We start from the raw sequence: 17,021 nt of genomic DNA, 5'->3' as shown, positions 1-17,021 counted from the left end.
TGCCAGTTTCAACAAGGCATTGCCGATACTCACAAACGGGGAGTATGTGGAGCAGTCCCATTTGCCGGCTATACGCAAGATTTTGCAAGCCGCTGCGCTGACCTATTTCGCAGCTGCACTGGCAAATGTGTTGAATATTGGACGCTGGCTACTATTGTTGCGCAGGTGAGAGAAACAAAGGTATGAATTCAATTTGTGTATATTGCGGCTCCGCCAGTGGTGTCGATCCCGCCTATAGTAAAGCAGCGAAACAACTGGGATCGGAATTGATAAGCCGGGATCTACGGCTCGTTTATGGTGGCGCCAGAGTTGGCCTTATGGGAACGCTCGCCAATACCGTGCTGGCGGGAGGAGGCAAAGTAACCGGTGTGATACCGCGCAACTTGTTCCGTACTGAAGTGCCCCATGACGATCTTACCGAGGTTTTTAAAAAACAATATCGAATCACCGTCCGTGTGACTGTACGGATAATGTTCAACCTTAATTTCTTCTTCATTGAAGTAAAAAGTCATGGCGCGATTAAACGTGATCACCGGTAGCGCACCATCCGGCGAGGCTGGCACCGGCCGATTAAACGCTTTGAGCACCTGATCGGTGCTCATGCGTTTGCGCACATTGTCATGGGCCACAATGGTCACGCCTTGCTTCCCAAGGTTTTCATTGCCGCCCGTGTGATCACCGTGCCAGTGCGTGTTCACGACAAATTTAATTGGCTTATCACTCAGTGCAGCCACGGCCGCAGAAATTTTCTGTGTCAACGGCGCAAACTGGTCGTCGACCAAAAACACGCCATCCGCACCGATCGATACGCCGATATTCCCGCCACGACCCTGAAGCATGTAGATCGAATCGGTGATCTTTGTCGTGGTTATTTTAACGTTTTCCAATTGCGCTGCCGCAGTCAGGCTCAGCACACACAGAAGCGTCAAGAGTCCGAATTGGGTCGTACGATATCTCATGCCTTACTCCAGTTGACAGTCACGTAGCGCAGCGGCTAAACCGACTCAAACGCTTTTTTGTCGAGGTTTTTCTGAACTTTGTCGCCCTCGAACACTTGACCATTCATCGTGATGTACACACCAGGCGGTTGACTTTGTACCGCCGCCACGGCCATCCCGACATTAAAAATGGCATCGGTGGATCGGAAGCGCGCCGGATTTAATGCGCCGGTGATCGCCACGGTTTTGCCCTGCTCTCGGATACCGGACGCCAAAAGGGCTTTGGCCGTATCCGTCATTGTATCGGTACCATGAGTGATCAAAATTTGCGTCTCGTTCGATGCCATGGCAGCCCGCACGATTTCCGCTCGATCATCGTCCGTCAGCTCGAGGCTGTCCTTACGCATCAGCGGCGTGACGGTAAAATCGACGGTGACGCGCGATTCGCGCAAAATAAGACCCGCCGTGGGCTCGCCCACTTCAAACTCACTCGTAGCGTCGAAATAGACTTTATCAATGGTGCCGCCAGTTGTGAGTACATGTATGCTCATGAAAGTAAATTCCGTTAATCAAAACGTAGGCCAAATGTGGCGTATTGATATCACTGTTCGACGCAAACACAATCTCCGCCGACGACGCTGACACACATATCGTACCTGAGTTCTGGGAGACACCCAACGTCTTCTAACTTCGGCGCACCCCTTGGTCGAAGAAAGATAACTCCGATCGTTGCGCGGCGACAGACTCAATGCAAATGGCCATCGCCTCCAAAGCACTGTCCAGTCGTCGCTCACCGCCGGGCACTTGAGAAAGGTGCGGTCGGAGCGTTTGATCGATGTCGTTGGTGTAATCGGCTTCGCACAACTGGTCGGCCACTTGCGCAAGACTCGGTACATGACCTGCCGGCATACGCGCCATTAGGGTATCAATATTGTCCTTGAGCCATTCCCACACAATAGGCCGGTTGACGTCTTCTTGAAGCTGTCCGACAAACAGGCGACGGATCTCGTTGCCCTTAAGCTGGCCGGATAGCGCCATAGCCCTCAACCGGTCGCCCGTTGCTGGGTCACGAGAACGCGCCAACGCGCTCAGTGCCGTGTCGCGAAACCACGCATTCGAGCTCTGTGAAAAGCGAGTCAACAGCGCGTCGACAAAGCCCTGACCGCCATCCTGTACTCCCACCGTCAATATTGTATCGAGGGTCGCAACACTCACACTCTGAGCCTCATCCTCCCGCAAAAACGCCTGCGCTTTTTTAAGCGCGGCAGCTCGGGTCGGCTGATCGTATGCCGTTTCAGCCATAAAGCTCGCGATATCCGAATAGTGAATACGTTGCTCGTTATTCGGCAACGCCAACAGATAGCCCCGATCGAAGGCGCGATACGCGTTCATTGAGCGATAAAGATCGGCGGCTCGGCCACGTACCGTCCAGCGCATTTTCGGTGTGTCCGCTAAGCGATGCTCGATATGACGTATGAGCGGTAAGACGCTGCGCGATACCGAGGGATACTGGGACGCGGCCAGCCGCTCAATCATCGACCACGTTGACGCCACCGACAGGTGTCCGCTGGCCAGGCCAGCATGAATACTCTCGGTGATGGAAAGCCATTCGGCTTCCGTTAAGGTACTGCCCGCCGTGAACAGCGCATCATACTGTTCGATCGGTATTCGCCAATGGTAGTAACCTGAGAAATCCGCATTGGGCAACACCCAAGCCGGACATGTGCCATCGAGTGGCAGCGTTGCTTGCGCGTTCTTTAGCAACAGGCACTGTGGCTGCGTAGCACCCTCAATCTTCAAACAGATCGGAATCTCCCAACGACGCGCTTCCTCTGCGGACGAGCCGAGCGGCCGATAACGAGACTGAGCCAACATCAGTTTATCCTGTTGGCAGTCAATCGCCGCGTACACCAGTGGCAGGCCATTTTGTAACAAGAATGACTCGGCGGCAGGCCAGAGATCGGCTGCGTTTGCCTTGGACAGCGAATCAAACAAATCATGGACATCGGCACTCTTATGCGCGAAACGTTGTATATGAGCGCGCATGCCATCGCGGAACAACTCAGGGCCCAAATAGCGTTCAAACATATTGAGGACCGCGCCGCCTTTGGAGTACGTGATGCTATCAAACGCAGCGACGATATCGTCATTGCTCCCCACCGGTTCGCGAATACGACGCGCATTAGACAAACCATCGTGTTTCATGGCCCGAGCCGTATGACGAATTTTCGCACGAAATGGGTTTTGCTCAGCGTCGTAGTCGGCGACAACCTTGTAGGACAACCATGTCGCAAAAGACTCGTTTAGCCATAGGTCGTCCCACCAGGGCATGGTCACCAGGTTGCCAAACCACATATGTGCCAGCTCATGCGCCATCACCACGGCATAAGCTCGTCGCTGTTGAGGCGGTGAGTCATCGCTCAACAGTAAAAATCGTTCGCGAAACATTATCGCGCCGGTGTTTTCCATGGCGCCCGCCTCAAAATCGGGCACCGCAATGAGATCCAGCTTATCGTAGGGATAAGGCCTATCAAAATACGCCTCCAGCACATCAAGAATAGGCCCTGCTTCACGAAGTGCATAGGTAAGTTGGTCGCCTTTTCCCCGTACGGCGACACCGCGCAGGGGCAGCGGGCGTTCACGCACGGCGTTTGGCGGAATCGCGTGAGTGTCCACCACATCGAAAGGCCCGACCGCCAGCGCCACCAAATAGGTGGGCATCGGTTGGGTAGGCGCGAATCGCACCAGCTTCTTCCCCGACCCAATGGGCGTTTCACCGATCATGGGTGCATTGGCAATGGCCACGTGCGTTTCATCAATAATGAGTGAAAGCTCAAAAGGTGTTTTGAACGCTGGTTCATCAAAAGAAGGAAACATTTGTCGCGCATACACCGGTTGCAACTGGGTGTATGCGTATTGCTCGCCGCCGTCCAACACTGAGTAGAGGCCCTGGAGCGTGCGGCCGAAGTCGGTTGAGTACTCGATCTCGATCACCGCACGCCCGGAAGGAAGGGGCTGTTCAAACAGCAGGCGTACAACACCATCCTCGTGGACTTGGGTGTAGCGTCCGTCGATTGTTCGACCATCGGGTAGTCGCGCCAGAGTCGCGGTGACCGCGAGCGACTGACCATGAAGATAGACCACAGACGTGTCGTCCTGGATGGCTACCGTGATCGCAATGTGACCCGAGAAACGACTCAACGCCGGGTCGACCGTGAGCGCTAAGGCGTACCACAGTGGCTCGACACCCACCGGTAACAAACCCAATGGGAGATTCTGATCATCCGCACCGCGAGGGCGACGCGTGTCGAGCGACGATCGCCCGGAGGATGACGCATCCATCGGTATTGCATCCGATTGTGGTGCCTGGCTTGGCGACGACGCTAAATCATCAACCGCTGTCGAGTCACGCCCTTGACAGGCCAGTACTGCTATAGCCAAAACGCTGACAATGAACGGGAACGTGAATCGCCACTTCATTGGGTATCGTGCCCTTCGGCGTACAGCGCCGTCTCGCTCACAATATGGTGCTCGCGAAACAACTGAACCAGTGGCGAAAGAGCGTCCTGATAGTGCGTCCATTGGCGTAACGCCGAGGTGTACATCGGACGTCGAACTTGCGTGGCGCTAAGGGTTCTAACCGCTCGACGGTTGCGATGAAACGCCAAACACGCGTCCTCCCAATCCAACCCGCACGCTGTCAGAGCCTGACGAATGCTCGTCGCCGGATCGCGGACCAGGTTTTCGTAAACGATTGACGCCACCGCAGTGCTGGACTGAGTTTTCCAACGCTGCATCAGAGTGTGATAGCTCACGTAGTAACGAGCAATGTCGTTAAGGTCGAATGAAAAAGCGTTACCGTGCGTGCCAAGGAAACTTTTAAACAGCGACCAGCTGGTCGCAAGCGGGTGGCGCTCACAATGCAGTACGATGGCATTTGGCATTGCCGCTTTGATCAAGCCAATATGCATGAAGTTATGCGGAAGTTTATCGACGAAATACGGGGCGCGGGCGTGTTGCTCTAGGCGCGACAGGTATCGCCGCCCAATGCGCGCAAACTGCTCATCGCGAAACTCGGCGGTCATGGTCAGACAAGTCTCATTGCTCAGGATTAACGTCTCCTTCGCGTCTTGCGGCCGGTGTTTCGCGGCATACGCGGCACACTCCTCACGCCAATCACGCATAAGCCAGTCGACTTCTCCACCGCCTTGAACGTGTGAATGACTGGCCAGAATCTGCTCGAGAAGGCTGGTGCCAGATCGCGGCATGCCCACAATAAAAATCGGGGTCATGGTCGACGCCGGCGCATCAAAACCCGTGCCCTCCTTCACAAACTCGTCGGTAAACGTCCGTGCAACGGAGGCCATATGCGTGACATCGTCGTCGACTGAATAATCGAGGATGTCTCGGTACAAACGATTCCCCTGCTCAAAGTGATGAAAGGCCTGAGAATAGTCGTGTGCACGCTCCCCGATCCTCCCCAGTGCAAAATGGATCTGAGCTCGGTCCGATGCGGGCAATCGAACGTCGGCCGCGAACGTACGCATCGCGGTCCGCTCAGCCTCCGATGGCTCATCGCGAGACACACCAACCAGCAAGCGAATTGCTTTGCCATGGCTGGGCTGTCGTTTGAGCGCATTCTTAAAGCATGCCTGAGCGCCATCCATGTCGCCCTGCTCCTGTTTGAGCACGCCGAGGCTGACATGACCGTCCGCGATCGTTGGCGCGAGGCGGATCGCCGTTTCGTAATGCCGTGCGGCCAAGTCCGCATCACCCAACTCACGATGCATATTGGCCAAACTGTGGTAGCCGAACGGGGAGTTTGGCGCCAAGTCTATGACGGTTTGGAAACTGTCCATTGCGCGTTGATAGTCGCCTAATCCCACCCTCGCGTTCCCGCTGGCCAAATGCAGCGCCGCGAGTAGCTGATCATCGTTGGGCGAACAGGCCGCTATCGCGTTGTCGGTCACTCGTTGAGCGTCCGTGAGCCGCCCGTCCGCCAGTAAGGCCAGTGCGAGATTGTGCGCAATCGCCGGCTGCTGCGGGTCGAGCTTGACGGCCCGGCGGTACAGGGAGATCGCCTGCTCGCGATCACCGCATTGCAGGCGGGCGCTCGCCAGACCAGCGAGCGTTTGCGGCCTGTCGGCCACCCGTTCAAGCGCGGCCTCAAAGGCATCGACTGCCTCTTTGGGCTTGGAGGCGGCCAGTAGCGCGCCGCCTAAATTTGCAAAATATTCGGCGGATGGCGCTAATGTCACCGATTGTCGAAGAAGCTCAATTGCCCGATCAAGTTGCCCGGATTGCAGTTCGAGCAATCCGAGCCAGTGCACAGTTTGTGGATCGTTATCTTGAGCGATGAGCGTCTGGTAGGCCCGGCGCGCGTCATCCAGTCTGCCACGCATATGAAGCGCGTGTGCCACGTCGAAAGAAAGATCAGACATGCCCTGTCTCACAGATGATCGCAATTGAAATGCGTTACGTGTGTTTTACACTATCAACTGCGACATCGCATCTCTTGAACGCAACCACGGCACTGCGTCGCAACCATCAGTACACCTGCCACGGCGACGGCGGTTTGGACAGGATCGCATCTGACTGCCAGCGCATGGCGTATTCGCGCCGCGAACAAGCGATGAGGCCGCACGCGCCCCCAGAGGGCGGCCTCACCGACGACCTGTTAATTGCCGACAACACACTCGTTGGCACTTGGGCCAGGTGCCTCGAGAAACGAGGTGGTGAGCGTCACAAAATCGATAAATGAGATGGAACCACTGCTATCAATATCGAATATCGGATCATAGTTCGGATCGCCAGTGGCTGAGTTAAATGCCGGAACGAACAGACTGATGTCGGCAAAGTTAACGATGCAATTGTTATCAAAATCGGCGTCACAGCGATTGCCGATACCGTCGCCATCCGTATCAAATTGATCCGGATTGGGGGTATTCGTGCAGTTGTCCGTCATATCGAACACGCCGTCACCATCGGTATCCGTATCGGTCACCGCCATCACCGACCCGCTCATGCACCACTGAAACAACAAGCCGGAGTCGCCCGATTCCACATCGTCGACATCCAGCCGCCAGTCGCCCGTTAGCAGGTCGCTATTAAAGTTGGCCAATGCCTCTGCCGGCGTCAGGCTACCGGTGATTGAAGGTGATGACGCGGCGCATGCGTTCTCGCCCGGACCATCCGCGCCTTCATCGTCAAACACGGCATCCATATCCATGCCGTCACAACCGGATGGGGTCGCCGGAATGCCGGCCCGGTCAATAAGCACTACAGAGGTGCCTGTGTCCTCATGGGTCAACGACACCACAATGTCGCTCACAAAGGGGTGGGTCAGTGTGACCGTCACATCTAAGTCAACAATTTGACGCGCATCCGTGAACGACAACACGTCCGACAGCGGACTGCCTGTGTTATCGGGAATGACCGCAATCGGTGTGCGACACACATCGAACAGGCCTACGCCCTCTGGCAGAACAGTCAGTGTGAACACATCGTTGGCACTTTGCACCGGATCACCGTTGTCCGACGCCGTTACCGTGATGGAGTACTCTCCGGCATCCCCTGGAAGTGGCGAACAATCGAGTTGCCCGGTGCCGTCACCATTGTCATTCAACACACAAAAGCCGGGGGCATCCGGTGAACTGAGCGTCAGGCTGTCGTCCATGTCTGGGTCGGTGGCACTAATGGCAATATTCACCGTTTCGTTTTCATTGGTTAACACGTCGCTAATCGGATCGACTGTCGGCGCCATATTGATCGGGTCGGCCAGTTCCGGATTATAGAACCAGTTGGTGTTTTCATTGAGTCGCACGGTTGCGCTGGTAATCCGCCAGTGATTACCCGACACAAAGCCGAAACTCACTGAGCAACTCGCAAAACCGGTGTTGTTATCCACCGTAATCGTGATGTCACAATCGCTCGATGTGACGCCGCGGTAGTTTAGCGACAACGCGTAGTCATCCGCCGTGCCGGCGACTTCATCAACGCCGCTCGCGCCGTAAGACAGTGTCGCCACGCCGTCGGCGGTTAACGTGCGCTGGGCTTCATCCGAGAATTGCCCTTGCTGCATCACCGCCTCCGTATTGGGCACACCCAGCGCAGGCGCAAGGGCTCTCGACCCATTGGCGGCGTATGAGCCCGACGGCAAATCCGCAAGATTGCGACTGTACGTGTTTGAATCGATCGTTCCCGACAACGTGAACGGGTCGTTGTCGAGAAGTTTAAAGTAATGCAGATTGGTGTCGTCGCCGCGCAAATCGTCAGCAGAACCGATGATATTGTCTGCGCCGTCATTGAGGTCGTAGCTGTTGTCCGGTCCTAACGTCGACTTTGTGTATTCCCGCTGGGCGCCGGTTAAGCCCGATTCGGATGCAAGATTCACGTGCGCTAACCCTAGGCAGTGGCCCACCTCATGCAACACGACGGATTCGGCATCGAATGCCCCTGAGGGAATATTGTTATTGCCACCGAATTGAAGGTTTCCAGTCGTCGCCTGTAGAGCGTTATACACCGCCACCACGTTCTGCACGGGGACCTCTAAGTCAGCTGTCACGTCACTGGCAGGACTGATGCAGACGTTAACATCAAGATTCTGGTTACCGGGCACATAGCCAGTCGGGTGCAAAATGAAGTTTGGGTTCGACTCGCTGGCGCCGATGAATGTACCCGCCGACACGCTGCTCCCGCTCGCTAGGACCAAGAGGGTCGTAACCATCGCCGTAAAGAGGCCGGGATGATGACATGCTGTTTTTCTTGAATGACGCATATTACTGACCCCCTGTGACGCGCACCGCCTGCCGACGAGTGGGGTCGGTGAGTCTGAGCAATTGACGCTCGAAGTGATTGAGTCCTTGCAGCATCACAACATCGGAAAACCGCTCTGCCTCTACCGCCACATCGTTCCATAGGATCTGCCGATTAACGGGTTTCCCCTCTTTGCCCGGCGCCGCGAAATGAGCGAAGCGGATCGCAATGCGCGTTTCGGTTAAATCAGATACATGAAATCGCTCGCCATCCGCTCGCCGCGCTTCCGATTCCGCCTTTGCGCGATGCGCGGCATCGGCATCAAATGAGAGTATCTCCATCGTGTCGATGGAACTGAGCAGCGCCTGCATACGCTTGGCATTGAGTCGAAACTCAAATTCACCGGGGTTGTGCATGTAGGAAGGCGTAGACAACCGAACGCGGCCGTCGGCATAAATCTTAAGAGCTAGAAATTGGTCGGAATCCATCACGCGATAGTGTCGCCGGGAATAGTCGATGATGGGCTCACCGTCGTACCCCCTCGCCTGATAACGCCCGACGTCGCCGAAAACCTGGGTGCCGCAAAGCACAAGCACAATAGCCAATACAACCCTTCTCATAATGGTGCTCCTTCTGAATCCCCTTGTACCGACGAGTGGTTGTTGACGCGTAATACGTGGTCGTGTTTGTCGTGTGGGTCGGTACAGTCAGGCACGTCGAGCCCCTAACTCAACGCGCGTGTAACCAGTGTACATGAAGTGAAGACCGAGCCAACCGCACTGCGCGTTATGTTCAAACGCCAAGGCGATTATCGCCTACGGCAGCCAGTGTGGCGGCGTGTGCACGGTGGGTATTTTGGGGGCTGACCGCCGACGCGCTCAATACGGTTAACGCATGTTGGCCTTTGCAAGATAGCGCTCTATACGCTGTGCAGACACCGGCTTTTTGGTACCAAGCTCCTGAGCAAACAACGAGACTCGCCATTCCTGCAGCAGCCATCGATAGTCGGGAACCTGCGCTTCCTCATCGCAACTCATTCCGGCCAAGCGCTGCTCGTGCTGCGTCAGATCTTGGTTTATTGGTGGAGACTTACCATGCTGAAGCGATCGCTCAAGTCGCACATTGAGGCCCTGCACATAGCGGTAGAGCTCGCTTCGCCATTCCGCGGGTGTACGCCGTACAAAGCCAGGATAAATCAGAGAATCCAGTTGCGCTTCGACATCGTCCTTGAGTACTTTGTTTAGTTTGGACCCGTCGCGATCCAACACCATGCGCACTTTTTGCCGCTGAGCCAGCACGGTCAGGACATCAGCCGCAATGGTTTGTGCCTCAGGTATGAGCCGACTGCGACAGTGGTCGAGCGTTTCGGCGAACAATTCGCCATCCCGGATCATCGCAGGATCACGCACCATCGAAGCTAACGAGGCCATCACGATATCGTCGAACAGCGCGTCAAACTCACCCACATTCATGTAAAGCAAACTCAGCCGATTTAGATCGGGTAAGTTCTTTCGTAGATACCGAACTTTGTCTGCGAGCTGCACACTTAATAGGCGCAGAACGCCCTGTCCGTGCACCGCATGAGCATCCTCCAGTGTTGGCACAAGCTCTAAATCAACGCGATACGTCTTATCAGACAGAACCGGCGTCGCACCCACCGACAGCTGTCCATAGTCCACTTCGACCGTATCGGGCAAGCGATCGAAGGACCATTGCCGCACATCGGTCTGCAGCCACGGCGATTCGTCTGGTTCTCCAGCCTGTGCAATCGCACCTTGCGCCCGCGCACGAAGGTCATTCAGGTTGCGACTCCACGCCACCTCTTGGCCATTTTCATCAACCACGGATAAACCTAGTCGCATCCAGTCTGGGAGTGCTTCATGCGACCAGTCACGTTCGTCAACCTGCAAGCCAAATTTGATCCCCACAAAGCGACTCAGTGCGGCTCGCACCGATTCACTCCCGCCTGGTAATTCTTGTTCAATCGCCCATTGCAAAAACCCCTGGGCGCAGTCGTTTACCGGCACAAGCTGCTTGCGCTGCGCCTTCGGTAACGCGCGCATCATCGACTCCACTTTCAAACGCAACCAGCCGGGTACGACCCATTCAATCTGTGCACCATTTATATGTCGTGCCAACGCCGCAGGCAGCGTTAGCGTGGCGCCATCGCGCGCTTCGCTGGGATCAAACAGATACGCAAGCGCCAGCGACTGACCACTCACCGTCATGGTATCGGGATACCAAGCGGCCGACGCCTCCTCTTGGCGCCCGAGTTCATGTGCCTGTAACGCCATCATCTCGTTGGCGTGCTTTTTGTCTGCGACGTACCACGCGGTAAACGATTTGCGATCGACAATCCCATCGGGCAGCCGCGCCTGAAACGCATCGAATTGTGTTGACTCATCAAGTAGAATCTGGCGACGCTTCGCTTCGATCACCGCTCGTTGCGCTCGTCGGGAGTCGTTAACCTGGATAAAGGGCGCCTTAAACACCCAACGGTTCTCAACGAGCGCATGTTGGATAAAGGCCTGACGCGCGGCGGCCGCATCGTGGCGCGCTAACGGCACACGACGGTTTCGACTCAACACGAAGCCAAACAGACCAACTTCTTCAATCCCCATCGGGGTGCCGGTTTGCTTATTCCAAAATGTGTCCACGCAGCGACGTTTTAACAGGTGCGGCGCCGCACGCTCGATCCAGACTGGATTCACCTGGGCGACCGTTCGCGCAAACACTTGCGATGTTTCAACGATTTCTGCTGACATCACCCACGCCGGTGGTTTTGCCGCCAATCCTGATCCAGGAAACAGCTTAAATTGTCGACCGCGTGCCCCTTCATAGACCCCACCGGCCTGACGTTGGCCGATTTGATCGGTGAACCCGCGAAGCAAGGCGGTGTGAATTAGCGCGGGCTTTGCGGGACGCTTATTCACATCGTGCATCAAGTCTTTAGCGACATACCTCAATTGGAGCACAACGTCGTTCCACTCCTGGAGACGACGGAAGGACAAAAAGTGCTTGCGACACCACGCGCGCTGTTGGCGCTGCTTTCCGGTCTGTTGACGCCATGCTTTCCAAATGGCGAGCAAGGCCATGAAGTCGGAGCGCGTGTCGGCAAATTGACGGTGTTGTTCGTCGGCCGCTTTTTGTTTGTCCAACGGTCGTTCGCGTGGATCACCGGCACTCAAGCCCGCCGCAATCAATTGTATTTCAGCTAGACAACCGTCATCGACCGCCGCCACAAGAATCTTGGCCAAGCGTGGATCCAGCGGATACCGCGCCATGCGCTTCCCTTGTTTCGTGACATGACCTTCTTTGCTGACCGCCTGCAGCTGGTTGAGTAAGCGATAACCGTCTTTGATGAAACGCCGATCAGGCGCCTGCACAAACTCAAACCGCTCAATCGAGCCTAAATCCAGCACGAGCATACGTAAAATGACGCTCGCCAGGTTGGTTCGAAGGATCTCCGGATCAGTATAGGCTGCGCGCGACTCAAATTCGTCTTCACGGTAGAGCCGCGCACACACGCCCGGCTCGGTGCGCCCACACCGTCCAGCGCGCTGGGCGGCGCTGGCTTGGGAAATGGGCTCAATCGCCAGGCGCTGTAACTTGCTGCGATAGTGATATCGACTGATTCGAGCCGTGCCTGCGTCCACCACAAATACAATGCCTGGCACAGTGAGTGAGGTCTCGGCAACGTTTGTCGCTAACACGATGCGTGTTTGTGAACGGGGCTTAAACACCTCGTTTTGCTGCGGCGTGTTGAGTCGCGCGTAGAGTGGCAAAACGTGCACATCATCGCCAAAGCGCCCGTCAAGGACCCGCTGCGCGTCGCGAATTTCGCGCTCCCCCGGCAAAAACACCAGCACATCCGCGCGACGATGATGCGCCCACAACGCCTCGATCGTATCGGCGATGTGCTGATCCATCGGACACTCATTGGGGGGATGATACTCAATGTCGATGGGGTAACTGCGACCACTCACCTCGATGACTGGCGCGTTATCGAAAAACTCTGCAAACTCGTGTGGGTTAATGGTCGCGGAAGTAATCACCAGTCGCAGCTGTGGTCGCTTTTTCAGCAACCGCTTTACTAAGCCCAACAAGAAATCGATGTTCAGCGAGCGCTCGTGCGCTTCATCAATAATCAGGCAGTCATACTCCATCAGCTGGCGATCCAACTGTGCTTCTTGCAACAGCATGCCGTCGGTCATGAGCTTTATCTGGCACTCAGGACCGGTCTGATCATTAAACCGAACCTTGTATCCGACTCCCTGACCAATCGAGCAGCCGAGTTCCTCGGCAATACGAGCCGCCGTTGCTCGCGCAGCAATACGTCGAGGCTGGGTATGCCCGATCGCGCCGTGATGACCGAAACCCGCCTGGTAGCATAGTTTTGGCAGTTGTGTCGTTTTGCCCGAACCGGTCGCACCGGCCACAATGGTCACGGGGTGTTGACGGATGGAATCGATGATGTCATCGGCTTTAGCCGCGATCGGTAAGGACGAATCGATGACCGGTTTGAAACGCGTTGCGCGCCGCTTTACCCGCGCGATAGACGCATCGATATCCGCGCTCAATTGAGCCTGTTGTTCGTCATTTAAATCAACCAGCGAATGAACGCGTGCGATGAGTCGTACTCGATCGCTCAGCATGGTGTGCGCCATCTGCTGCATGAGCGCGACGGTCTGATCGGAATGAACGGTGGTGTTCACGGCGTACCAGGCAAACAATGAAGAATTGAGTGTACACGCCGCGTGCTGTCGATGCAGCCGTCGACGCATTCTTCTTGCTACGCGCGCGGGTTGTCGACGTGCACCACTAAACGACCCATAGAATCCACCGCGTAGGTTGATCAGCCTCGCACGCCATGCAGCGCCACGGGCGCGACGTCGGTTCTCGCGTACTTGGCTGGGCTAAAGTGGCGGCAACTCGACGATAAACGTGGCCCCCTGTCCGCGTTCGCTCGACAGCGTCAGCGACCCCCGCATGATCTCAACCAACTCGCGCACTACACTCAAACCAATACCATGGCCAGCGACACTCTCGTCCGCACGTTGCCCCCGTCGCAACACGCGTTGAGCATCCTCTTGCGAAATGCCCGGTCCATCATCGCTGATTTCAAAACGAATGCCCGAGCGGCCCGACTCGCCCTCGATTATCGCCAGATCGATCGCAACGTTGGCGTCACACCACTTAAAGGCGTTGTCCAACAAATTACCAAACACTTCCATGAGATCGCCCTTTTCGGCACGGTAGCGAACACGTGCCGGGGCGGTGACCACACAGTTAATCGGTTTGTCGGCATAGACTTTTTTCAACGAGTCGACAATGGCGTGTACCACTTCCAGCACATCAAGCTGGGCTACCCCGAGCGTCGTGCTGCCCGACGCGGCAGCGCGCTGCAATTGATACCCCACAATGTCGCTCATACGATCCACTTGTTCATGAATCGAGCGTTCTGCGCCCGCTTCGATCTGGTGACGTTCGAGCGTGTTGCGTACGATCGCCAACGGCGTTTTAAGGCTGTGTGCCAGGTTACCCAAGGTATTGCGGTAACGCGCCAGTCGTTTTCGTTCCGCATCCAGCAGTCGATTAGTGTTGCGCGTGAGACGCTGCAACTCGGTGGGATAGTCCGCCGATAAATCAGCGCGATCACCGGTTTCGATTTCCGCCACCTCCTGTGCCACTTGTCGAAGCGGTCGCAACACCCAGCGCAACACGATTGCCTGAGACGCGAGGATCAGCAACGTGACAGCGGCAAACAACGTCATGAGACGCTCGCGAAACTTACCGACCTGTGCATTAAATGGTTCAAGGCCCTCGGCCACACTGAATGTGTAAAACAGCGATTCACCCGTGGACAGCTCCCACTCTAATGCCAAAGAATAGCTAAACATCTCAGTACCGTCGGTGGCGGTGGCGCGTTGAAAACGCATGCCCTCGTTCGGTGACACGGGTTCGATCGGCAGATAGAGGCCAACCGCCGACATAGAGCGCCACTCGAGCACTTCTGATTCACTGATCACTTGGCCGATGAGTCCGGAGCCCGGCGACATAAAGCGCGCTTCGGGTAGTTGATCTGGCAAGGTAACACGACCGGCTTCGTCGGTATCGGCCGCTGCGATGAGCATCAACATCTGCACATTGAGGCGATCTCGAATGGCTTGCATGGTCGATTCGCGGAAGGCCGACTCGAGCGCAACAATGGCCAATCCAAAAAACACCAACAGCAGCAAGCTCACCGTAACCAGCAAGCGCGCGCTGAGACTTTTCATCCGGTCGCTTCAGCGCTGAGTGCAAACCGATATCCACGACCGCGCAGGGTTTCAATCGGTTTGATTTTGTTCTCTGGATCCAACTTCTTTCTCAATCGACCAACAAACACCTCAATGACATTACTGTCACGCTCATAGTCCTGGTCATAAAGGCTTTCCGTGAGTTCGCTTTTGGAAACCACCTTGCCGTTCTTGAGCATCAGATATTCCAACACGCGGTACTCGAATGACGTGAGCTCAACCGTCTTTTCGTCCACAGTCACCACCTGTGAACGCGTGTCCAACGCAATCGCGCCGGCGCGCAACACCGCCTCGCTAAAACCGCCCGACCGACGCATCAGCGCGTTGAGACGCGCCAGCACCTCTTCGGTGTGAAACGGTTTGACGACATAGTCGTCGGCGCCCGCCTGCAGCCCTTCCACCTTGTCTTGCCAACGATCACGCGCCGTCAGAATCAAAATGGGATACCCTTTACCGGCCTCTCGGGCCTGACGGATCACGTCCATACCGCTCATACCGGGTAAGCCAAGATCGATTATGGCGATATCAATCGGGTACTCGGTGGCGAAATACAGCCCTTCCTCGCCATCCGCCGCACTCTCCACCGCAAACCCGGAGTCGCGAACCGCGGTACACAAGGCCTCTCGAATTTGCTGTTCGTCTTCTATAATCAGTACGCGCATGACATTCCTCGTCACAGAGCCATCGGCTGGGCGGAGCCGCGCAAGACGGTCCCGATGCCCTTGTTGTCAGGCGCCCATTGTGCGAACTTTGGCTGCTGACCCCAACTCGCCATCAATACACTTGGCCGGTCGTGGCGCTCACCACATAGGTGCGCACACGGCGCTCTCCAATGAGCACTTTTATTCGGTGTTTTCGATTGGCGCCGCTGCCTTCGGTGCGTGCGCTAATGACTTTCCCCTCTGATCGTCGGCGCACGATATTCACGGCTTGGTCCAGTGACACATTCTCGCGCACGGCGCTGTCGGTGCGCATCACGGTCGAAGGTCGAGCGTCGCGTTCGCGAGTATCGCTTCGCCTTTCGGTACGCCGCGTTAAATCACGCAGCGTGCGCGCAATGTCCGTGGCATCGCTACGACGACGCGTATCACGCGCCGACGACTCCCAGGTAGGAGAGGTCGACTCGCGGCGTTTCTCTTGCGTGTTGTCTTGACGCCTCTGCTCCGAGCGTTCGCGAACCGATCGACTTGGCGCTGCACGCTTCTCGTCTGATCGATCCGAACTTCTCGAGCGCTTACTGCGTTTCTGTTCAGTGTCACGCTCCTTGTATTTTTCGTAAATGCGATCGGCCATGTCATGATCTTGGCTATTGGCCTGTGCTGGCCAGGCCAACAACACGGCGAACGCGAGCACGATGACACTGCGCTGGGCGTTATTGATCATGATGACAGCTCCGCAATTCGATTCGAGCGCGGCGTCTGTTCCTTTCAGTAGCTGGGAGTTACCGCCACGCGTACACGGAGTTTATCACCTGGTTCACGTTCCGTGCGGGTTGTGTACTCCCGACCGGCGTAAACATACGTTACGCGGTAGCCGTCGGCTCGCTCTTCTTCACGGGTTTCTCGCACGGTTTCGCAACGCTCAACCACGCGTGTTCGCTCGCGCACCCGCTCAGGACCTTTGTCTCGATTACTGGCAATCGCTGAGCCAAGAAGCGCGCCGACAGCGGTCGCCGCGTCATTGCCCGAGCCACTACCGAATTGATGCCCGATGACGCCACCGATCACACCACCGGCAATGACCGACCCAACGTTGTTGCCACTGCGGTCTCGCCGTGAGCGCGTGGTCACTTCCTCATCCCAACATTCTTCTCGGGGCACGGTGGTGCGCACTCGGCGAAACAAGGGCTCAACCGATATCACATCGGCGTAGTCATAGCCCGCGTCGCGGGAACGGTCATCGGCCTGTGCGAACGGCACGGCCAAGAAAATGGCTGCAAAGAGTGATAGTCGAATGGATGTGTTCATAAAGTTCTCCAGCCCGGCGGGCCAATCAGCGGGATACAGGTTGTCGATGGTCACAGCATACG

The 17,021-nt window shown here is 56.2% G+C and carries 12 protein-coding genes; 1 reads left to right on the top strand and 11 read right to left on the bottom strand.

The genetic code is table 11. The features are described 5' to 3' along the window. Window positions 1-169 (top strand): zinc metallopeptidase (locus AAF465_16600; protein ID MEM7084350.1); only part of this gene is annotated, 169 nt, incomplete at its 5' end. 112 nt (window positions 170-281) lie between these two features. Here AAF465_16600 and AAF465_16595 read toward each other — a convergent pair. From AAF465_16595 to AAF465_16545, 11 genes are all read right to left on the bottom strand, one after another. Next, window positions 282-959, bottom strand: a complete 678-nt coding sequence (locus AAF465_16595) for an MBL fold metallo-hydrolase (protein ID MEM7084349.1) — start codon at window positions 957-959, stop codon at window positions 282-284. Between the two features lie 35 nt (window positions 960-994). Continuing rightward, window positions 995-1,489, bottom strand: coding sequence for an asparaginase domain-containing protein (locus tag AAF465_16590; protein ID MEM7084348.1), 495 nt, complete (start codon window positions 1,487-1,489; stop codon window positions 995-997). Window positions 1,490-1,622: 133 nt separating this feature from the next. Beyond that, window positions 1,623-4,280 carry a M1 family aminopeptidase gene (locus AAF465_16585; GenBank protein ID MEM7084347.1) on the bottom strand — a complete coding sequence of 886 codons (2,658 nt, stop codon included), beginning with the start codon at window positions 4,278-4,280 and terminating at the stop codon, window positions 1,623-1,625. A 134-nt stretch (window positions 4,281-4,414) separates the two neighbouring features. Next, window positions 4,415-6,379 carry a sulfotransferase gene (locus AAF465_16580; protein ID MEM7084346.1) on the bottom strand — a complete coding sequence of 655 codons (1,965 nt, stop codon included), beginning with the start codon at window positions 6,377-6,379 and terminating at the stop codon, window positions 4,415-4,417. A gap of 236 nt (window positions 6,380-6,615) precedes the next feature. Then, complete coding sequence (locus tag AAF465_16575; protein ID MEM7084345.1) at window positions 6,616-8,625, bottom strand: thrombospondin type 3 repeat-containing protein; 2,010 nt, start codon at window positions 8,623-8,625, stop codon at window positions 6,616-6,618. 91 nt (window positions 8,626-8,716) lie between these two features. Continuing rightward, window positions 8,717-9,313: a hypothetical protein gene (locus tag AAF465_16570; GenBank protein MEM7084344.1), complete on the bottom strand. Its 597-nt coding sequence runs from the start codon at window positions 9,311-9,313 to the stop codon at window positions 8,717-8,719. Between the two features lie 267 nt (window positions 9,314-9,580). After that, complete coding sequence (gene hrpA, locus AAF465_16565; protein MEM7084343.1) at window positions 9,581-13,477, bottom strand: ATP-dependent RNA helicase HrpA; 3,897 nt, start codon at window positions 13,475-13,477, stop codon at window positions 9,581-9,583. Between the two features lie 132 nt (window positions 13,478-13,609). Next, entirely contained in the window at window positions 13,610-14,971 is a 1,362-nt protein-coding gene (locus AAF465_16560) for an ATP-binding protein (GenBank protein ID MEM7084342.1), read from the bottom strand. Further along, a complete protein-coding gene (locus tag AAF465_16555) occupies window positions 14,968-15,654 on the bottom strand; it encodes a response regulator transcription factor (GenBank protein MEM7084341.1) in 687 nt (228 codons plus the stop codon). The genes AAF465_16560 and AAF465_16555 overlap by 4 nt, the downstream gene beginning before the upstream one ends. A gap of 112 nt (window positions 15,655-15,766) precedes the next feature. Further along, entirely contained in the window at window positions 15,767-16,375 is a 609-nt protein-coding gene (locus tag AAF465_16550; protein MEM7084340.1) for a hypothetical protein, read from the bottom strand. Between the two features lie 44 nt (window positions 16,376-16,419). Further along, window positions 16,420-17,021 (bottom strand): glycine zipper 2TM domain-containing protein (locus AAF465_16545; GenBank protein ID MEM7084339.1); only part of this gene is annotated, 602 nt, incomplete at its 5' end.

The organism is Pseudomonadota bacterium, from assembly GCA_039028935.1.
Taxonomy (GTDB): Bacteria; Pseudomonadota; Gammaproteobacteria; order Steroidobacterales; family SZUA-146; genus SZUA-146.
This window is presented reverse-complemented; position numbering and strand designations above follow the sequence as displayed.